The organism is Brachybacterium sp. YJGR34 (genome assembly GCF_003347015.1).
GTDB lineage: Bacteria > Actinomycetota > Actinomycetes > Actinomycetales > Dermabacteraceae > Brachybacterium.
The window spans coordinates 237,457-256,163 of the sequence record NZ_PNFB01000005.1; the positions used below are offsets into that span (position 1 = coordinate 237,457).

Annotated in this window: 16 protein-coding genes and 1 pseudogene; 3 read left to right on the forward strand and 14 right to left on the reverse strand. The window is 71.8% G+C overall.

What is annotated here, in order from left to right; genetic code table 11:
* Window positions 1-41 precede the first annotated feature (41 nt).
* The 7 genes from CXH06_RS07235 to CXH06_RS07265 all read right to left on the reverse strand — a co-directional run bounded on the left by CXH06_RS07235 (window position 42) and on the right by CXH06_RS07265 (window position 8,751).
* Window positions 42-1,649 (reverse strand): MFS transporter, encoded by a 1,608-nt coding sequence (locus CXH06_RS07235; RefSeq protein ID WP_232820248.1) that lies wholly within the window; start codon window positions 1,647-1,649, stop codon window positions 42-44.
* On the reverse strand, window positions 1,642-2,658 hold the full coding sequence (gene glsA, locus CXH06_RS07240; protein WP_114854481.1) for a glutaminase A: 1,017 nt from the start codon (window positions 2,656-2,658) through the stop codon (window positions 1,642-1,644). The genes CXH06_RS07235 and glsA overlap by 8 nt, the downstream gene beginning before the upstream one ends.
* Window positions 2,659-2,689: 31 nt before the next feature.
* Window positions 2,690-3,754, reverse strand: a complete 1,065-nt coding sequence (locus tag CXH06_RS07245) for a hypothetical protein (protein WP_114854482.1) — start codon at window positions 3,752-3,754, stop codon at window positions 2,690-2,692.
* A gap of 80 nt (window positions 3,755-3,834) precedes the next feature.
* Complete coding sequence (locus CXH06_RS07250) at window positions 3,835-5,328, reverse strand: arylsulfatase (RefSeq protein WP_232820249.1); 1,494 nt, start codon at window positions 5,326-5,328, stop codon at window positions 3,835-3,837.
* An 8-nt stretch (window positions 5,329-5,336) separates the two neighbouring features.
* Window positions 5,337-6,260 (reverse strand): carbohydrate ABC transporter permease, encoded by a 924-nt coding sequence (locus tag CXH06_RS07255; RefSeq protein ID WP_114854484.1) that lies wholly within the window; start codon window positions 6,258-6,260, stop codon window positions 5,337-5,339.
* Window positions 6,257-7,216: a carbohydrate ABC transporter permease gene (locus tag CXH06_RS07260; RefSeq protein WP_114854485.1), complete on the reverse strand. Its 960-nt coding sequence runs from the start codon at window positions 7,214-7,216 to the stop codon at window positions 6,257-6,259. Before CXH06_RS07260 ends, CXH06_RS07255 begins: the two co-directional genes overlap by 4 nt.
* On the reverse strand, window positions 7,213-8,751 hold the full coding sequence (locus CXH06_RS07265) for an ABC transporter substrate-binding protein (RefSeq protein ID WP_114854486.1): 1,539 nt from the start codon (window positions 8,749-8,751) through the stop codon (window positions 7,213-7,215). The genes CXH06_RS07260 and CXH06_RS07265 overlap by 4 nt, the downstream gene beginning before the upstream one ends.
* Window positions 8,752-8,921: 170 nt before the next feature.
* Here CXH06_RS07265 and CXH06_RS07270 point away from each other — a divergent pair, with 170 nt between their 5' ends.
* A complete protein-coding gene (locus CXH06_RS07270) occupies window positions 8,922-9,965 on the forward strand; it encodes a LacI family DNA-binding transcriptional regulator (protein WP_198684037.1) in 1,044 nt (347 codons plus the stop codon).
* 12 nt (window positions 9,966-9,977) lie between these two features.
* On the opposite strand, the gene CXH06_RS07275 is transcribed toward CXH06_RS07270, so the two are convergent.
* From CXH06_RS07275 to CXH06_RS07285, 3 genes are all read right to left on the reverse strand, one after another.
* Window positions 9,978-11,135 carry an SPFH domain-containing protein gene (locus CXH06_RS07275; protein WP_114854488.1) on the reverse strand — a complete coding sequence of 386 codons (1,158 nt, stop codon included), beginning with the start codon at window positions 11,133-11,135 and terminating at the stop codon, window positions 9,978-9,980.
* A gap of 63 nt (window positions 11,136-11,198) precedes the next feature.
* A complete protein-coding gene (locus CXH06_RS07280; protein ID WP_114854489.1) occupies window positions 11,199-11,696 on the reverse strand; it encodes a glutathione peroxidase in 498 nt (165 codons plus the stop codon).
* A gap of 88 nt (window positions 11,697-11,784) precedes the next feature.
* Window positions 11,785-12,696, reverse strand: coding sequence for a PfkB family carbohydrate kinase (locus CXH06_RS07285; protein WP_114854490.1), 912 nt, complete (start codon window positions 12,694-12,696; stop codon window positions 11,785-11,787).
* Between the two features lie 48 nt (window positions 12,697-12,744).
* Here CXH06_RS07285 and CXH06_RS07290 point away from each other — a divergent pair, with 48 nt between their 5' ends.
* Window positions 12,745-14,634, forward strand: coding sequence for a penicillin-binding transpeptidase domain-containing protein (locus tag CXH06_RS07290; RefSeq protein ID WP_114854491.1), 1,890 nt, complete (start codon window positions 12,745-12,747; stop codon window positions 14,632-14,634).
* A gap of 1 nt (window position 14,635) precedes the next feature.
* Here the strand turns inward: CXH06_RS07290 and CXH06_RS07295 are convergent, their stop codons facing one another.
* Both CXH06_RS07295 and CXH06_RS07300 read right to left on the reverse strand, forming a co-directional pair.
* Window positions 14,636-15,106 carry a nucleoside deaminase gene (locus tag CXH06_RS07295; protein WP_114854492.1) on the reverse strand — a complete coding sequence of 157 codons (471 nt, stop codon included), beginning with the start codon at window positions 15,104-15,106 and terminating at the stop codon, window positions 14,636-14,638.
* Complete coding sequence (locus tag CXH06_RS07300; protein WP_232820250.1) at window positions 15,103-15,573, reverse strand: DUF6194 family protein; 471 nt, start codon at window positions 15,571-15,573, stop codon at window positions 15,103-15,105. Before CXH06_RS07300 ends, CXH06_RS07295 begins: the two co-directional genes overlap by 4 nt.
* 41 nt (window positions 15,574-15,614) lie before the next feature.
* Between CXH06_RS07300 and CXH06_RS18760 the strand changes: the two genes are divergently transcribed.
* Window positions 15,615-16,340 carry a MerR family transcriptional regulator gene (locus tag CXH06_RS18760; RefSeq protein WP_304650810.1) on the forward strand — a complete coding sequence of 242 codons (726 nt, stop codon included), beginning with the start codon at window positions 15,615-15,617 and terminating at the stop codon, window positions 16,338-16,340.
* Between the two features lie 5 nt (window positions 16,341-16,345).
* On the opposite strand, the gene CXH06_RS07310 is transcribed toward CXH06_RS18760, so the two are convergent.
* Window positions 16,346-18,412, reverse strand: coding sequence for an FAD-dependent oxidoreductase (locus CXH06_RS07310; protein WP_114854494.1), 2,067 nt, complete (start codon window positions 18,410-18,412; stop codon window positions 16,346-16,348).
* 24 nt (window positions 18,413-18,436) lie between these two features.
* Window positions 18,437-18,707 (reverse strand): annotated as a pseudogene (locus CXH06_RS07315) (HNH endonuclease); the annotation flags it as partial.

The following is an 18,707-nucleotide window of genomic DNA, read 5'->3' on the forward strand; positions in this document are numbered from 1 at the left end:
GACCTCCCCAGACTAGGCGAGGGGCCCGACGCCCGGAGACCTCAGTCGTCGGCCGGGGACGGGTCGGGGATCTCCTCGGGGGTGTACGCCGGCAGGCGTGAGGCGGGCAGGGCGGCGATCATGCTGAGGCCCGCGAGGATCAGGAAGCCGATCTTCAGGGTGCGCAGACGCTGCTCCTCGTTGAGCGCGACCGCGGCGTCGATCTGCTCCGGGGTGGCCGAGGTGCCGCTGAGCACGTCGTCGAGCTCGTCGTTGCTGATGAAGTTGACCTGGTCGAGATCGACCTGCGCGACCAGCTCCGGCGGCAGCTCGGGATGCTCCACCACGGCGCGGCCGATGCCCGCGCCGAGCACCATCACCAGCACCGCACCCATCACGGCGGTGCCGATCGCCGAGGCCAGGTTCTGGGTGGTGCCGCGCAGGGAGCCGACGTCCCCCGCGAGGCGCTTCGGCGCCGCGGTCACCAGGACGTTGAACACCAGGGTGACCAGCGCCCCCTGCCCGATGCCGAACACGATCAGGCCCAGGATCGTGGGCAGGGACTCCCAGTTGTTGGTCACCACCACGGAGAGCCAGACGAGGGCGATGGTGGTCAGCGCGAAGGAGAACAGCGCGATGCTCCGGGGCGCGAAGCGGGGGTAGAAGCGCACGATCAGCGTGGCGGTGACGAAGACGGTGAGGTTGAAGGGCAGCATCGCCAGGGAGGTGTCCAGCGGGGTGCGACCCTGCACCACCTGGATGTAGATCGGCACCGTGAAGTTCACGGCCGCCTCCATCGAGACGATGATGAACATCGCGTACACCGCGGAGCGCTCCCGACCGTTCCCCAGCACGCTGAGGTCGATCAGCGGCACCTGTCCCCGGCGCATGCGGCGACGGGTCCAGGCGAAGAACAGCTGGCCGAGCACGAGGCCGACCACCACCAGCACGGGGGCAGGGGACAGCCCCAGGACCGTGAACGGAGCGGCGTCCTCCGCGCGCAGGACGCCCCAGCCGTTGAGATTGTTGAACCCGAGGGTGAGGCTCACAACCGCCGCACCGACCAGCGCCGAGGCGACCAGGTCGATGCGGACCGAGGAATCGCCCCGGTCGGAACGGAGGCTGAAGCTGAGGACGAACACGGCGATCGCCAGCGCCAGGGTGATGACGAAGATCGGTCGCCAACCGACGAAGGTGCCGAGGGTGCCGCCGATCAGGAAGGCGCTCATGCCGGAGAACGCCCGGGCGGAGCCCAGGGAGCCGACGGCGGTGGCCTGTTGCGCTCCGTGGTAGTTCTCCGCGATGAGCGCCACGAGAGAGGGAACGATGATCGCCGCGGCGGCACCGGCGAGCAGCTGGCCGACGATGGCCCAGGTCACCGTGGGGGACACGATCATCACCAGAGACGAGGCGGCGAACACGCCGAGCACGCACCGGAAGATCAGCGTCCATCCGATGCGCTGGCCGAGCTTCGCCCCGGTCATCACCAGGGCGGCGACGGCGAGTCCGTAGACGACGATGGTCGAGCTCGCGACCGTCGGCGGCACCCCGAAGTCCTCGACCATGCCGCCCAGCGAGATCGGCAGGGCGGCCACGTTGAACGACATCAGCACCTGCGCGAGGAACAGGCCGATCATCGGCAGCCAGGAAGCACGCCGCGCATCAGCCATGGGAGGTCTCCTCAGGAGGTCGGGGAATGGAGGCGAAGAGGTTCAGTCCCAGAGCGCGAGAGAGGAAGGCGCAGGCCCGCTGGCCGCGCACGCTGTTCCCGGCGCGATCCAGGCGCGGGGAGAAGGCCCCGAGCGCACCCTTGCCGGGAGCCACCGCGACGATGCCCCCCGAGACGCCCGACTTCGCGGGCACTCCGATCTCGAACAACCACTCCCCGGAGCGCTCGTACATGCCGCAGGCGGCGAGGACGGAGAGGACGTCGCGACAGACCTCGGGGGACACGATGCGCTCGCCGGTGCGCGGATTGGTGCCGCCGTCGGCGAGGGTGGCACCCATGACGGCGAGGTCGTCGGCCGTGACGAGCAGGGAGCACTGCCGGGTGTAGATCTCCACGATCTCCTCGGGCCGACCTCGCAGGCGGCCGTAGGAGGTGAGCAGGTCGGAGATCCCCTGATTGCGGTGGTTCGACGCGGACTCGGAGGCGAGGACCTGTTCGTCCACCGCGAGCTCCCGTCCGGCGAAGCGGCTCAGTCCGCTGCGGATCCCTTCCCACTTCTCCTCCGCGGTGTTCCCGGGCATGAACGCGGTGGTGGCGATCGCGCCGGCGTTGACCATGGGGTTCATCGGATTGCCGTCGTTGAGCTCGAGCGCGATCACCGAGTTGAAGGGAAGGCCGGTGTTGTTGACGCCGACGGTGCGGTGGAGCTCCTCGTGCCCCATCGACTCGCAGACGAGGGCCAGCACGAAGGCTTTGGAGATCGACTGGATCGAGAAGTGCTCGGCGGTGTCGCCGACGCGGTGTACTGTGCCGTCGACCTCCGTCAGCGAGAGCCCGAACAGCTCCGGATCCGCTGCGGCGAGAGCGGGGATGTACGTGGCGACGGCGCCGTCGCGGTCCGCCGAGTATCGGGCGTGCGCTTCGCGGAGGAGCTCGTCGACATGAGGGATCTCGGGAAGGCCGCCGGTGAGAGCCTGCTGGGGGACGTCGAGCACATCTGCTTCGAACACAGAGTCACCCTACGCCGCAGGTCCGCCTCTGTCAGCGGTTGAAGGGGTCGTCGGGGCGCGGGGTCCAGCTGAAGCCCCGCTCGTAGAGCATCGTGCCGGAGGTGTCGGGGGCGAGCACCAGGTCCTGGCCCTGACCGGTGACATGGAGGGTGCCGTCCTTCCGCTCCTCGATGCGCAGTTCGAGCCGCTCGGGCTCGGCCTCGAGGTGCTCCGCCACCGGCTGCCCCTCCTCGCGCAGCGGCGTCAGGGCCAGCTCGATCGTGCCCCCGTCCCGGCGCTCGTAGGTCCCGGTCAGCAGCTCTCCGTTCGCCCGGCGCAGCTGCACCGCCGCCCGGTCGTCGTAGCGGACCTCGCCGAAGGCGAGCGCGCTCCAGCGCTCGTCGTCGGCGAGCTGTGCGGCCGGCTCCGCGGTGTCCTCGACCACCGTCCACACCCCCGCGGGCGCGGTGGTGTCGGTGCTGCGCTCGGGGTACATCTGCGCCACCCCGACGCCGATGGCGACCACCAGCGCCGCTCCCGCGATCGGCCCCAGCACGTCCGTGACGCGCGCGAGGGGACGCCAGGGCACCAGCGTGGGCCGGGGGCCTGGTCCGATCGCCCCTCGGCCCAGGAATGCCCGGGCCAGGCGGGGCATCCACGGGATCAGCACCAGCAGCGACATGACGAGCATGGCCAGGGCGATCTGCTTGACCGGGACGTCGTAGCCGAGGTTCAGCACCAGCACGAGCGCCATGTCGGCCGCACCGATCACCGCCCCCAGCGACACCGACCGCCGCCACAGCAGCGCCACCGCGGCGCCCGCCTCCGCGAGCCCGCCGAGGATCTGGAACAGGGGCGAGAGGGCGACCATCCGCCACAGCATCCCCATCGGGCTCATCTCGCCCTGGGTGATGAGCGCATCGCCCATGTCCGCCACGCCGAACTGCCCGAGCACGAGCTTCGCGAACCCGTAGTAGAGCAGCGCCGCGGCCAGCAGCACGCGCACGACGCCGTGCGCCCACCAGCCGAGGGTCACGGCGACGGTGCGGGCCGCGGCCCGCTCGGCGGAGTAGTCCGCGGCGGCGCGGGGCGGGGAGGACGTCGAGGAGGAGGTCATGCCCCCATGTCACCGGATCCGCGGACACGGAGGCATCCGCCGACGGTAGGAGCCGCGCGGCGACCTTCGGCCACCTCCGCTCAGAGCCGCGCGAACTCCCGCACCCAGGAGGCCTCGGTCTGCACGGGACGGCCCGCGACCAGCTCCTCGCCGGCCACGTAGCCCTCCTCGCGGCTGCGCAGCTCCTCGACGAGGATCCTCCGGTGCCGCGCGAGCTCCTCGGCGTGCTCGGGGGCGCCGGCGAGGTCGTGCACCTCCTGCGGATCCTCCGCGAGGTCGAACAGCTGCTCGCGCCCGTCCCCGGAGAACCAGATGTACTTGTGCCGCGCGGAGCGGATCCACTGCATCGAGTGGCGTCCGAGGGAGCCGATCACGTGCTCCCCATGCAGGTGCTCCCGGACCGCCGAGCCCTCGGCGACGGCCGGCCGCAGGCTGTGCCCGTCGACGCTCCCGGGCACGTCGATCCCGGCGAGGTCGAGCAGGGTGGGCATGAGATCCCGCAGCTCGACGATCGCGTCCACCTCGCCCGGCGCGCCCCAGCCCTCGCGCCACCGCGCGGGCACGTGCACCACCATCGGCACCCGGGCGGAGCCCTCGTAGCCCACGGACTTCCGGTACATGTCGTGATCGCCCATCATGTCGCCGTGGTCGGAGACCAGCACGATCACCGTGTCCTCGAGCAGGCCGTGGTCCGAGAGCGCCTCCCGCAGCCGGTTCAGCTGCAGGTCGATGAACTCGATCGAGCCGTAGTACCCGGCGCGGACCTGCTGGTGGGTGGTCTCCTTCTGCGCCCCGAACTCGGCCTCGGAGCCGTGGTCCACCCGGTGCTCGTCGAAGTCCGCCACCCAGTCGCCCATCGGCCGCGGCGGGAAGCGCCGCTCGCGGTACTTGTCCCACAGCCAGCCCGGCGGGTCGTAGGGCGCGTGCGGACGGTGGAAGGACGCGTAGAGGAAGAACGGGCGGGTGGGGTCGCGCCGTTCGAGGAAGCGGAAGGACTGATCAGCCACCCAGCGGGTGGGGTGCAGCCGCTCCTCACGCTCCCACGGGCGCGCCGTCATCGCATTGCAGCCGACGCCGGTCTCCTGGTAGTCGGCGCGCGGGTCGCCGGTCTCCCGGCGCAGGAACTCCACGTAGTCGTCGATCGCGGCCGAGGGGCCGCGGCTCAGCCGCCGGGAGGTGTGCAGGAAGCCGTCGTGGAGCTGCACCTCGTCGAAGCCGCAGCGCGCCCGGTCCGGGAACACGTGCATCTTCCCGACGGCGTAGGTCTGGTAGCCGTTCTCGCCCAGCGTGGACTGGAGCGTCACCGGGTACGCGGCCGGGAAGGAGATCCCCTCGCGGTATCCGTAGCGCCCGTGCCGGTCCGGGGACTGCCCCGTGAACAGCGCGACCCGGGCGGGCACGCAGGTGGGCGTCGCGGAGTAGGCGCGGGTGAAGCGGTAGCCGCCCCGGGCGAGGTCGTCGAGGTTCGGGGTGTCGATGTGCTCGTTGCCGGCCGCTCCCATCGCATCGGCCCGCATCTCGTCGACGCAGACGAGGATGATATTCGGTCGGGGGGTCGGGTCGGTGGTGGTCACGGCAGGTGTCATCCCTTCACGGCGCCGGAGAACGATTCGATGAAGAACCTCTGGAGAACGATGAACACGACGATGATCGGCAGCAGCGCGATGGTCGAGGCTGCGGACATCATCCCCCAGTCGCTGAAGTACTGGTTCTGCAGGCTGTAGATGCCCACGGCCAGGGTCCGCAGCTCAGGCTGGGACAGGGTCAGCACGAGCGGGAGCAGGAAGTCGTTCCACGCGTGCATGAACTGGAGGATCACCGCGGTGGCGAGGACGGGCCCCGACAACGGCAGGTACACCTGCGCGAAGATCCGCAGGAACCCGGCGCCGTCCATCGTCGCGGCCTCCTCGAGCTCCTTGGGCAGCTGCGCGAAGTAGCCCGCGAACAGCAGCACGACGATCACGCTGACCCCGCCGGCCTCGGCGAGGGTCATGCCCCACAGGCTCCCCGAGAGCCCCAGGGAGTCGATGAGGTCGAAGATCGGGATCACGGTGTACCCCTGGGGGAGGAACACGACGAGCGCGAGTAGGGCGTAGATGACCGTCTTCCCGGGGAACGCGTAGCGCCCCAGCACGTAGCCCATCAGCGCGTTGACGGTCACGGAGATGAGGATGGACATCCCGGTCACGAAGAGCGTGTTCAGGAAGTACCGCCCCATGTTCGCCTCGTTCCAGGCGCGGACGTAGTTGTCCAGGCGCAGGGTCGAGGTGAAGGGGTTCAGCGAGCTGAAGATCTCCGCGGTGGACTTGAACGAGCTCGAGAGCACCCAGACGAAGGGATAGATCCACACCAGCGCCAGCGGCAGGAGCACCAGCGTTCCGAGGAGGAGCGCGATCCGCTCGGAGCGGCGCAGGCGGCGACGGCGCGGGGCGCGGGGCTCCGCGGCGCCGTCCGCGGGCGGCGGAGCGTCGACGGAGGGCGGGACGACGGACGGGGTGGTGGTCATTTCGCGAGCCTCGCTCTCTGATCGGCGACGAGCTTGAGCGCCCAGGCCTGCAGGAGGGCGATCACGAGGGTCGCCAGGCCGAAGAAGCAGCCGGCGGCGGAGGCGTAGCCCAGACGGGGGACCCCGCCGGCGGAGTCGGGGGCGAAGGCGGTGCGGAAGATGTAGACCTCGACCACCTCGGAGGAGTAGTAGGGACCGCCGCCGGTGAGCGCCTGGATCAGCGCGAAGGCGTGCAGGTTCTCGTTCGCGGTGAGCACGATGATGATCACCGCGAAGGGGAGCAGGATCGGCAGGGTGATCCGGATCAGGCGCTGCACGGCACCCGCCCCGTCCATCTCCGCGGCCTCGTAGTACTCCGGGGGGACTGTCTGCAGGGCGGCCAGCCAGTAGATGAGGGTCATCCCGAAGTTCTTCCAGGTGTGCAGCAGCAGCGCGCTCCACAGGGCGAGGCGAGGATCGGAGAGGAACTCGACGGGGGCGTCGGTCAAACCGGTCTCGGTGAGGAAAAAGGCGACCGGGCCGTTGCTCGGCGAGAGCACGAAGGTGAGCACCACGCCGATCACCGAGGCGGCGGCCATGACCGGCAGGAAGAACACCGTCCGGAAGAAGGTCGACAGGCGCCCACGGATGACGTTGTTCAGCACGATCGCGAGGACCAGCGCGAGCCCCACCCGCAGCGGAACGCCGACCAGCACGAAGATCATCGAGCGGCCGAAGGAGTTCCAGAACAGCGGGTCCTGCATGAGCTCGCGGTAGTTCGCGAGCCCCACGAAGCTCTTCGCGTCCGAGAAGCCGTTCCACTGGGTCAGCGAGAAGTACCAGGACGCGAACATCGGGTAGAACACGAACATCGCCGTGAGCACCATGCCCGGGAGGAGGAACAGGTAGATCCAGAGCAGCTCGGAGCGCCGGCGCGTTCGCGCCCCGGGCCGCGTGGCGGTGGCGGCGGAGGTCATCCCTGCTCCAGCGCCGCGTAGTCCTCCGCGGTGTAGTCGGCGCTCGGGTCCCAGTTGGGGAACTGCAGCTCGCCGATGTCGACGCTCGCCCCCTTCTCCGAGGCGGCCTCGAAGGCCTTCTCCATCTCCTCGTCCAACCGGGCGTCGAGATCCGCCAGCGCGGTCTCCGGGTCCGTGATCTGGCCGGTGACGATGCCCTCGATGACGGCGTTGATGCTGGGGTCGCTGGCCTGCAGCTCGAGCGTGACCTTCCCGGCCTCCGGATTGCGGATCTCGAACTGGGGGCAGGCGCGCATGTACTGCCGTGCGAGGTCGCCGACGAGGGCCGCCCGATCGTTGAGCAGGGAGGGGTCCGCCGCGGTGTTCGCCTCCTCGATGGTGGAGAGCAGGAAGCCGCCCGAGAGCTCGACCATCGCCTGCTGCCCCTCGGCGGAGCCCATGTACTGGATGACCGCTGCGGCGGCGTCGACGTTCGCGCTCTCGGCGTACAGCCACGTCATGTTCGCCCCGGTCTCCTGGTACGGGACGGTGTACTCGCCGCCGTCCGGGGAGGGCAGGGGGAGGATCGTGTACTCGAAGTCCGGGTAGTCCTGGTCCCACTGGGCGATGTCCCAGGGGCCGTTGAGCGAGATGCCCGCCAGCCCGGTGGGGAACTGGGCGCGTGCCTCCGCGTCCTTGAGGGTGAGATAGCCGGGGACGAAGGAGCCGTCCTCGATCATCGCGAGCACGAACTCGAGAGCTTCGAGGTACTCGGGAGCGGAGTACTCGTGCGCGCCGGTCTTCATGTTCATGCCGTCGGCGTTGCCGAGCCAGCCTGCGGTGTTGGCGAGGTTGCCGACCACCAGCCACAGGTGGTCCGCGGTCGAGAGGATGCCGGGCGTGCCGGCGGCGGTGATCTCCTGCGCCAGGGAGCGCAGATCGTCCCAGGTGGACACGTCCTCGACCGGCACGGACACTCCGGCGGCCTCCGCCGCGGCGTGGGAGATGTACTGGGTGATGTCCAGGCGACGGGTGGAGTTCAGCGGCCACGAGTAGGTCTTCCCGTCGAAGACGTGGATGCCCTCGATGAGTGCGGTCTCGGGGAACCCGGCGCGGAATCCGTCGATGTCGGGCAGCACGTCGTCCAGCGGCTGGACCCAGCCCTCGGTGATGGCCGTCTCCGCGGGGACGTTCTGGGGGAGCGCGAAGACGTCCGGCGCCGAGCCGTTGCGGATGCCGAGGGGGACCACCTGGTTGACCTGGTCCCAGCCGGAGCCGTCGTACTGGGTCGACACCTCGGGGTACTGCTCGCCGAAGGCGTCGATGACGGCGCCGATGAACACGGACTTCAGGTCACCGGAGTCCATCCACAGCAGCTGGGTGGACTCGCTGGCCTCGGGGTCGAAGTCGAAGGTCATCTCCGCGGCCTCGCCGCCGGCGGCCTCCTCGTCGCCGCCGGTCTCGACGGTGCACGCGGCCAGGCCTCCGACCGCGAGCGCGGTGGCGCCGAGGAGCGTGCGGCGGCGCAGGGCGGGCAGGGGTGCTGTGGCGGTCATGGAGTTCTCCTGGGATGAGGGACTGCACGGCAGGACGGTGCGAGCGGGAGGGGAGGGACGGGCGTCGTCGCTCGAGCGAGCGGGAGCGGCGTCGGGTCCCGGCGGTTCAGGTCCCCTCATTGGGACGAGCCACGTGGTATTTCGATTAACCGGACTCTAGGATGAGGTCCATGTCACGTCCTGTCAAGCCTTCGCCCGCACCCCGACGTCGGCCCACGCAGGCGGACGTCGCCGCTCTCGCCGGGGTCTCCACGGCGACCGTCTCGCACATCCTCAGCGGACGCTCCGACCGGAAGGGGACCGGCAACGCCGAGACCCGGCAGCGGGTCGAGCGGGCGATGGCGCAGCTCGGATACCGGCCCAACTGGGCCGGGCGCGCCCTGCGCCGCCAGCGCACCGGCCTCGTCGGCGCCCTGGTCTCCAGCCCGTGGAACCCCTGGCGCGAGAGCCTCATCGCGATCGCCCACGAGGAGCTGGCTCGGCACGAGCTGGACCTCGTGGTCCTCCCCGACGCCGGCATCGAGCGGACCCTGTCGCTCCTGGATCGGCGGGTGATGGACGGCTGCTTCACCGTCCACGTCGAGGATCCCGTCGGCGTCCGCCGGCTGGTCGACAGCCCGGTGCCGGTCATCGCCTTCACCGAGAACGTGGTGGACGGGCTGGCCACCGTGCGTCACGACTACGCCCCTGCCGCCATCGGCGCGACGCGCACGCTGCTCGCCCGCGGCATCCGCCGCTTCGTGCTCGTCACCGAGGAGGGGGGCGGCCCCGATCAGCCGGACCCCGCCTTCGCCGATCCCGTGCAGGAGGTGATCGCGGAGGCCGGTCTCGAGCTGGCGCAGTGCGTGGTCCCCCGCCGGATCAGCCCGGAGCTGGACTCCCTGCCGTGGGAGGAGCTCGCCGGGGCGCGCGTGGAGGATCCGATCGTCCTGCTGTGCGGGAGCGACCGCAGCGCGATCCAGATCGCCGCGGAGTGCACCCGGCGCGGTCTGGCCCTGGGGCGCACCGTCGGTGTGGTGGGGCGCGGGGACCTCAGTGAAGGAACGGAGACGGCCGTGCCCATCAGCACGCTGGGCACGGCCGTCGCCGACTACGCGGGCGTCTTCGCCCACCTCGCGGAGGCGTCGGTCGCCGGGGAGCGGATCACCCGGGACTGGACGTTCTCCTGGGACTTCATCGAACGGGATGCCACGGCGTCGCTGCGCCGGGGATGACCCGTCCGGGGCTCAGCCCTGGTTCGCGGACCCGGGGTGCGCCCACGGCGGGAGGTTCTCCCCGAGGAAGCCCTCCGCGCTCTGGGTCGGGGTCTGGGCCTGTGCCTGCTTCTGCGCCTCCCGAGCACGCTGCTCGGCCTCGGAGCGGGCCTGCTGGGCGCGCGCCTCCTCCTGGTCGCGCAGCTCCTGGGCGGAGACCCGCTGGCGGTGCTGGGCATCGGCGGTGTCGGCATCGCGGTCCGCCTGATGGGCGGCCTGAGCCTGCAGCATCGCGGTGCGGATCTCGTCGCCCATGGAGCCGACGGCGCCGGGGTTGCTGGGCAGGTACAGCACGTTGGAGCGGCCGTTGCGGGCCACGTCCTGCATGGTGTCGAAGTACTGCGTCATCAGCAGCAGCTGCTCGGCGGAGTTCTCGATGCCGACCTTGCGCAGCATCTCGTACTGCTCGGCGATGCCTAGGGCGATCGCCTTGCGCTGGGCGGCCACGCCCTCGCCCTGGAGGCGCTTGGACTCGGCCTCGGCCTCGGCCTGGGTGACGCGCTTGATCTTGTCCGCCTCGGCGAGGGACTGGGCGGCGACGCGGTCGCGCTGGGCGGCGTTGATGGAGTTCATCGAGTCACGCACGCGGGAGTCCGGGGAGATGTCCTGGACCAGCGTGTTGATGATGTTGAAGCCGAACTCCTGCATGCGGGTCGAGAGGGTCTGCTCGACGCTGTGGGCGATGTCGTCCTTCGACTCGAAGGCGGCGTCCAGCTCGAGGCCGGAGAGCGCGGAGCGCACGGTGTCGAACACGTAGGAGCGGATCTGCGCCTCGGGGTTCGACAGCTTGTAGTACGCGTCGACGACCTGCTCCTCCTTGATGACGTACTGCACCGCGACGGGGACGGTGACGAACACGTTGTCCTTGGTCTTGGACTCGATGTTCACCTCGAGCTGCTGGACGCGCAGGGAGATCGGCTTGGTGATCGAGTCGACGAACGGCGCCTTGAAGTTCAGGCCGGCGTGCGCGACCCGGCGGAACTTCCCGAAGCGCTCGACGATGACCGCCTCGCGGGAGTGGACCGTGAACATCAGCGAGGTCCGCAGACCGCCGAACAGCAGAGCCGCGATGATCGCCACGACGACGACCAGGACGACGGCGATGACGAGGAAGAGGATGACTCCTTCCATGACGCCCCCTTTCAAGGAGAGATGAGCTGTGGCCCACGCTACCAACGATCACGGATCGCGAGGTCAGCGCATCCCCAGTTCGGTCTCGATCCGTCGGGCGATCCGCACCGGGGGGACGGGCGGCGCGTAGCGGCGCAGCACCTGACCCTCGCCGTCGATGAGGAATTTCGTGAAGTTCCAGGCGATGCGACCGCCCATGACTCCGGCCTTGCGGGTGGCCAGCCAGGCCCACAGGGGGTGGGCGCCGGGGCCGTTCACGTCCACCTTGGAGAACAGGGGGAAGCTGACGTCGTGGAGCGTGGCGCAGGTCCTGCGGGTGTCCTCGTCGGTCCCCGGGTCCTGGTGGAACTGGTCCGAGGGGAAGCCGAGCACCGTGAACCCCTGGTCGCGGTAGCGGTCATGGAGCTCCTGCAGGCCGGTCAGCTGCGGGGTGAAGGCGCATTCGGTCGCCGTGTTGACGACCAGGACCAGGCGGCCGCTGTACTCGCTCATCTCCTGGGGCGCGCCGTCGATCCGCGTCGCCCGGAAGTCGTGGAAGCTCGTGCCGTCGCTCGCGTTCACCGGTCCCCTTCCTCGCGCTGGACGCTCCAGTCTAGGCAGGGGCTCTGGGAGGGGCGTGGGCGTGCGGTGGACGGCGCCGGTGAGCCGCTCAGGCGAGGAACGCGTCGACCTCGTCGCGCCGCGGCGCGCTGCGGGGGCCGCGGCGGGTCACGGCGATCGCGGCCGCGGCGTTGGCGCGGGTCGCGGCGGACTCCCAGTCCGCGCCGAGGGCCCGCTCGGCCAGCAGCACCCCCGTGTGGGTGTCGCCGGCGCCGTTGGTGTCCACCGGCGTCTGCGGGAAGGCGGGGATGTGGGTGCCGCGGCCATGGTGGAACACGAGGCAGCCGCGCTCGCCGTCCCGGACCACGACCACCGCGCGGTCGGCGAGCCGCCGACGGATCGCCAGCGGGGTGTCCTCCAGGTCGTCCACGCCGCTCACCGCCCGGGCCTCGTCGGCGTTGGAGGTCCAGACGGTGGTGCGGGCGAGCACCCGCTCCTGCAGGTCCCGGTCGAACTCGGCGAAGGGCGCTCCGGGATCCAGCACCAGGTCCACGCCCTCCGGCAGCGCCTCGAGGAACTCCAGCAGCGGGTCGCGCGTCGGGGCGAACAGGCTGTATCCCGAGACGCACACCAGGTCCCCGGCCTGGGGGTCGAGCGTCGCGAGCGAGGAGGCGGTGACCTGCCGCTCGGCGCCGTAGACGGTGAGGAAGGTGCGTTCGGCCGACGGTTCGAGCATCACCACGCAGTACCCGGAGTCCACTCCCTCCCGCGGGGCGTCGGAGAGCAGCACGCCGTCCTCCGCGAGCGCCGCCCGGATGAGGTCGCCGTAGGGACCGGTGCCGTGCGCCCCGCCGTGGACCGCGTCCACGCCGGTGCGGGCCGCGGCGACCAGCGTGGTCACGGCGCCGCCGGCGTAGCGGTGCTCGGAGCGGGCGTTGGCGTTCCCGCCGCGCGGCGGGAGGGCGTCGACCTCCACGATGACGTCGACGAGGGCCTGGGCGGTGTGGAGCACACGGGGCATGGGGCGAGTCTAGAGGGGAGATCGGGGCAGGCATGGGAGCATGCCGCCATGCCCAGTTCCCGCCGCCGTCCGCTGCTCATCGCACTCAGCCTGGCGCTCGTCGCGGCGCTGGTCCTCGCCCTCGTCCTGTGGTGGGGCGGCCGCAGCGACGGGGAGCAGGAGGCACGGGACCTCGCTCCGTCGCTGGCCTCCGGTGACCTGCCCGCGGCCGCGGCCCAGGAGCGCGAGCGCGTCCTCGGCCCGCTGCTGGAGGCGACCGGGCAGGATCCCGCGGTGGAGCTGGTGGATGCCGGCTCCGCCGAGGACGGCCGCCGCACCGCCACGCTCCGGTGGACGTGGACGCTCCCGGACGATGCCGGCACCTGGAGCTACACCACCGAGGCCGCCCTCGAGCGCACCGAGGACGGCTGGGTGCCGGACCTCGTCGCCTCCTCCTTCGGCCCGGACCTCGCCGCGGAGGAGCACCTCGACCTGCGGACCGCGACGGCGGAGGTCGGCACCATCACCGACCGCGAGGGCGCCGCGCTCTACGGCCCGCACGACGTCCGGGTGCTGGGCCTGGACAAGACCCTGCTCGAGGACGCGGACCCGGAGAGCGCCGCGGCCGATCTCGCCGAGCTGCTCGGCATCGACGCCCAGCGCTTCACCGAGGCCGTGACCGGCGCAGGCGAGGAGGCCTTCGTCCCCGCCCTCACCGTGCGCGCCGACGACCTCGGCGACTATCCCCTGGACCGCGCCGAGGAGATCCCCGGGTATCGGGCGCTCGAGGACTCCCTGCCGCTGGCCGTCGAGCGGGACTACGCCCCCGGGGTGCTCGGCGCCCTGCGTGAGGCCACCGCGGAGGACGTCGAGGAGTCCGAGGGGGAGATCGCCTCCGGTGACCTGGTCGCCACCGGCGGGGTGGTCGCCGCGGAGCGGGAGGCGCTGCTGGGCACCCCGGGCGTCGACGTCGTCGCGGTCGACGAGGAGGCCGGGACCGAGCGCTCCCTGCACGCCGTGGAGGCCGTCGACGGCACCGACGTGCGCACCACCCTCGACGATGACCTGCAGCGCCGCGCCACCGCGGCGATCGCCGAGGAGGACTCCCCGGCCGCGGTCATCGCCCTGCAGCCTTCCACGGGGGACGTGCTCGCCGCAGCGCTCGGGCCGACGGGCCAGTCCTACCCGGTGGGCCTGGTGGGGCAGTACGCGCCCGGCTCCACCTTCAAGACCGTCACCGCGCTCGCGCTGCTGCGCGAGGGCGGCACCCCGGACACCACCCTGGAGTGCCCCGAGACCGCGACGGTCGCCGGGCGCAGCTTCAAGAACGCGGATTCGATGTCCCCGGACCTCTTCGGACCGATGCCGCTGCGGGACGTCATCGCGCACTCCTGCAACACCGCGCTGCTGCTGCAGCACGACACCGTCGACCAGCCGGCGCTCGCCGGCGCCGCGACCACCCTCGGGATCGGGCAGGAGGCGCCGACGGGCCTCGAGGCGTTCATGGGATCCGTCGATCCCGAGGACGAGGGCACCGAGCACGCCGCCGCGATGATGGGCCAGGGCCGCGTCCTCACCTCGCCCCTGTCCATGGCGGTGGTGCTGGCCAGCGTGCAGAACGGCGCGACCGTCGCCCCCCGGATCCTCGCCGACGAGGAACCGGCCGCTCCCGCGGTCGAGGAGCCGCTCACGGCGGAGGAGACCGCGCAGATGCAGGAGATGCTGCGCGGCGTGGTGACCGACGGCAGCCTCGACGAGCTCGCGGACCTGCCCGGCGAGCCCGTGATCGGCAAGACCGGCACCGCGGAGTGGACGGACGAGGACGGGGAGCTGGCGCTCCACTCGTGGGTGATCGTCGCCCAGGGCGACCTCGTGGTGGCGGCCTTCGTGGAGGACGGCAGCTACGGCTCGGTGACCGCCGGTCCGATCGCCCGGGAGGTGCTCGAGGGCGCCTCCTGACTCAGTAGTGCGTGCGGCCCTCGTGCGCCAGCCAGGCTTCGAAGGGGGCGATCGCCTCGGCGTGGCGGACCTGCTCCGTCGGCAGCCGGGCGTGATGGCCGGGCCGTTCGAAGTACGCGTGGAAGGCGGCGTCGTCGAAGCCCGCCCGCTCGGCGTCCGCCCGGTCGGCGGCGAACACCACTCGGTCCAGCCGCGCCCACAGCGTGGCGGCCAGGCACATCGGGCAGGGCTCGCAGCTCGCGTAGAGGACTGCGCCGCGCAGCTCGACGGCGCCCAGCTCCCGGCACGCCGCGCGGATCGCGACCACCTCGGCATGGGCGGTCGGGTCGATGGTGGTGGTGACCTGGTTGGTGCCCTCGACGGTGCGCCCGTCGGCCATGCGCACCACCGCGCCGAAGGGACCGCCGCCGGCGGCGACGTTCGCGGTCGCGAGCTCCACGGCGCGGGCGAGGAGATCGTCGTCGATGCTCATGGCATGTGATCGTCCCGGATCCCGGAGGTCCTGTCCAGAGCTCGGATGCGGCGTCGCCGCTGCGCGTGGTGCGCTTCCTCGAGCAGGTGGAGGACGAGCCCCGTGGAGCGCTCCCCGGGGACCACGGCGCAGACCCATCCCTGCCGGGCGTAGAGGGGATGAGGCTGCACGACGTCGGCGTCGGCGGGGTCGGCCCCGGAGTCGGCCAGCTCGTCCACGCGTCGACGACCGACGTGGATGTTGATCCGCCACCGACCCGCCGGAGCGAGGTTCGAGGCGGAGTCGCCGGGATAGTCCTTGGTGACGAGGGTGGCGAAAGGCTGCTCGCGCGGCACGGACCCATCGGGGGACCAGTAGAAGAAGTGGTCTCCCCACGCCAGTGGTGGGTACTCGCTGCGCTCGTCGGGGGCGATCTCGAGGATGTCGTCGAAGGAGCGGATCGTGTCGAGGATGTGCTGCATACTCATGCTTCAAGTGTGTGCTTCAAGTGCTTATGGAGGGTTCGGCCGTGGCGGACGACCAGCTGTCCACGTCGCAGGTCGCCCGCGCAGCAGGGTGTTCCGCACAGCAGGTCCGGGACCTCGAGGCGGCGGGCGTGATCCCGCTGTCCGAGCGCGGGTCCACCGGCTACCGGCGCTTCCGCCCCGTGCACGTCGCCGCGGTCAGCGCGTACCGCGATCTCGCGGCGGCCGTGGGCCCGGTCCGGGCCCGCGCCCTCATGCGCGAGCTCGCCGTGGTGCCGGCCGATGATGCCCTCGCCCGTCTGAGCTCCCTGCATGTCGATCTGGCTCGCAGCCGGCAGGAGGCGCTGCACGCGCTCGCCGCGGTGGAGATGATCCAGCGAGAGACGTCGGGACCGTCGGACTCTGACGGCGACGGTGGGAGCACGATGACCATCTCGCAGCTGGCCGAGGCGCTCGACGTGAGGACCTCGACCTTGAGATTCTGGGAGCAGGAGGGCCTGCTGCATCCCGAGCGGCGCGGACAGGCGCGAGCGCGCAGCTACCCGTTGCGCGCGATCCAGGAGGCGCGCATCGTCGCGGCGCTGAGGGCGGGTGGCTACTCCATCCCTGCGACTCAGGACGTCATGGGCGATCTGCGCGACTCCGGCGGTGCCGATGCACTGCGGGGCGTCCTCGAGGCACGGTGCCGGGACATCGCCCGCCGCACGGAGCTCCTCCTGCGCGTCGGCACCGCGCTGGTCGAACTCCTCCCGGCGCTGCGGAGGCCCTGAGGGGCTCAGAGTCCTGCCGCCACCTCGACCGCCTGCCGGATGGCGCGCTCGGCGTCGAGCTCGGCGGCGACATGGGCCCCGCCGATCACATGGACTCGTGGGGCGCGGCCGGTGCGCGCCGCGCGCACCTGGTCGGCCAGGGAGTTCTCGCTGACCTGACCGGCGCAGACCACCACGGTGTCCACCGCCAGCACGGTCTCCTGTCCGTCCTCGAGCAGGTGCAGACCCTCCTCGTCGAGGTGGCGATAGGTGACCCCGCGGTGCTGGATGACGCCGGCGTGCCGCAGCTCCGCCCGGTGCACCCAGCCCGTGGTCCGTCCCAGGCCCGCCCCGATCCGGGTCTCCTTGCGCTGCAGCAGGTGGACCTCGCGGCGCGGCGCCTCCTCCGGGCGGGCGGAGAGGCCGCCGCGGTGCTCCGGATCGGGCGGGACGACGCCCCAGTGCCTCCGCCAGGCCGCGACGTCGAGGGCGGGGGAGGGGCGGGGTGCGGTGAGGTACTCCGCGACGTCCACGCCGATGCCGCCGGCGCCGATGATCGCGACCCGCTCGCCGGCCTGCGCGCGGCCCTCGAGCAGGTCCGCGTAGGAGATGACGGCGGGGCCGCCTTCCGCGGGCAGCTCGATCTCGCGGGGGACGACCCCGGTGGCGACGATGACGTCGTGGAAGGCCTGCAGGTCCTCGGGTGAGGGGCGGTGGTCCAATCGGATCCCGACCCCGGCCGCGGCGAGCCGCATCCGCCAGGACTGCAGCGCCTGGGCGTAGTCCTCCTTGCCGGGGATCCGGGCCGCGAGTCGCAGCTGCCCGCCGATCTCCCCGCCCGCCTCGAAGAGGGTGACGATGTGGCCGCGCTCGGCGGCGGCGAGGGCCGCCTCGAGGCCGGCGGGACCGGCGCCGACGACGGCGACCCGGCGCGCCCGGCGGGGGATGACGGGCTTCAGCACCAGCTCGGTCTCGTGCCCGGCGCGGGGATTGACCAGGCAGCTGGCGCGCTCGCCGTCGAAGACGCGGTCCAGGCAGGCCTGGTTGCAGGCGATGCAGGCGACGACCTGGGCGGAGCGTCCGTCGGCCAGCTTCGCGGGGAGGTGGGGGTCCGCGAGCAGCGGGCGCGCCATCGAGATCAGGTCCGCCTGTCCCGCGGCGAGGACCTGCTCGGCCACGGCCGGGTCGTGGATCCGGTTGGAGGCGATCACCGGCACGTCGACCACCTCGCGCAGGGCCGCGGTCTGCGCGGCGAAGGCGGCACGCGGCACCGAGGTGACGATGGTGGGCACCCGTGCCTCGTGCCAGCCGATGCCCGTGGACAGCACGTCCACCCCGCGCTCGACGAGGCCGGTGGCGAGCGCCGTGGTCTCCTCCCAGGTCTGCCCCTGCGGCACCAGGTCCAGCAGGGAGATGCGGTAGCTGAGCAGGGCCTCCTCGCCGATCGCGGCACGGACCGCGGCGGCGACCGCGAGGGGCAGGGCGCGCCGACCCTCCGCGTCCCGCCCCCAGCGGTCGCGGCGGGAGTTCGTGGCGGGGGCCAGGAACTGGTTGAGCAGGTATCCCTCGGAACCCATGATCTCGACACCGTCGTAGCCCGCCTCGATCGCACGCCGGGACGCGGCCGCGAAGTGGTCGACGGTGCGCTCCACCCCGCGCCGGGTCAGGCGCCGGGCGCGGAACGGGGAGAGCGGGGACGTCCCGGACCGGGCGGAGGCGGCGAGGGGCTGGACGGCGTAGCGGCCGGCGTGCAGCAGCTGGAGGATGATCCGCCCCTGGGCGTCGTGGACCTCCCGCGTGATGACCCGGTGGCGGCGCAGGGTCCCGGCGTCGGCCTGGGCGCCGCGCGGGGTCAGCCTCCCGGTGCGATCCGGGGAGAAGCCTCCGGTGACGATCAGCCCGGCCCCGCCCCGGGCGCGCTCGGCGAGATAGGCGGCGAGCTTCGGGACGTCCGCGGCGCGGTCCTCGAGCCCCACGTGCATCGAGCCCATCACGATGCGGTTGGGCACCGTGAAGCGTCCCAGGTCCAGCGGGGACAGCAGGGTGGGGAAGGAGCTCGGCGCGGTGGGGTGGGGAAGCGACGGAGCGGGCATGCGGTGATTGTGCCAGCCCGCCGCTCAGAAGGGTGGGGGTCCGGGGTCGTGGGGTGGGGGGATGATGCGGCGGGGCGCGGTGGTGCGCTTCTTGTCGCGGCGGGTCACGTGGAGGCGCTGGTGGGTGTCCCATGCGTCGGTGAGGAGGCGGGTGATCGCGGGGGTGGTGAGGTCGGTGGCCTCGCGGGTGCGGGTGCGGACGCTGGTGTCGATCATCCAGCGGGTCTCCAGCGGTCCGGTCCGGGTGGAGCCGTCCGCCTGGGTGGCGGGGTCATCGTCCGGGTCGCGGGTGGGG

Coding starts and splice junctions, on each gene's coding strand:
- CXH06_RS07235 (WP_232820248.1), bottom strand. CDS start 1,649: ATGGCTGATGCGCGGCGTGCTTCCTGGCTGCCGATGATCGGCCTGTTC.
- CXH06_RS07245 (WP_114854482.1), bottom strand. CDS start 3,754: ATGACCTCCTCCTCGACGTCCTCCCCGCCCCGCGCCGCCGCGGACTAC.
- CXH06_RS07255 (WP_114854484.1), bottom strand. CDS start 6,260: ATGACCACCACCCCGTCCGTCGTCCCGCCCTCCGTCGACGCTCCGCCG.
- CXH06_RS07260 (WP_114854485.1), bottom strand. CDS start 7,216: ATGACCTCCGCCGCCACCGCCACGCGGCCCGGGGCGCGAACGCGCCGG.
- CXH06_RS07265 (WP_114854486.1), bottom strand. CDS start 8,751: ATGACCGCCACAGCACCCCTGCCCGCCCTGCGCCGCCGCACGCTCCTC.
- CXH06_RS07270 (WP_198684037.1), top strand. CDS start 8,922: ATGTCACGTCCTGTCAAGCCTTCGCCCGCACCCCGACGTCGGCCCACG.
- CXH06_RS07275 (WP_114854488.1), bottom strand. CDS start 11,135: ATGGAAGGAGTCATCCTCTTCCTCGTCATCGCCGTCGTCCTGGTCGTC.
- CXH06_RS07285 (WP_114854490.1), bottom strand. CDS start 12,696: ATGCCCCGTGTGCTCCACACCGCCCAGGCCCTCGTCGACGTCATCGTG.
- CXH06_RS07290 (WP_114854491.1), top strand. CDS start 12,745: ATGCCCAGTTCCCGCCGCCGTCCGCTGCTCATCGCACTCAGCCTGGCG.
- CXH06_RS07295 (WP_114854492.1), bottom strand. CDS start 15,106: ATGAGCATCGACGACGATCTCCTCGCCCGCGCCGTGGAGCTCGCGACC.
- CXH06_RS07300 (WP_232820250.1), bottom strand. CDS start 15,573: ATGAGTATGCAGCACATCCTCGACACGATCCGCTCCTTCGACGACATC.
- CXH06_RS07310 (WP_114854494.1), bottom strand. CDS start 18,412: ATGCCCGCTCCGTCGCTTCCCCACCCCACCGCGCCGAGCTCCTTCCCC.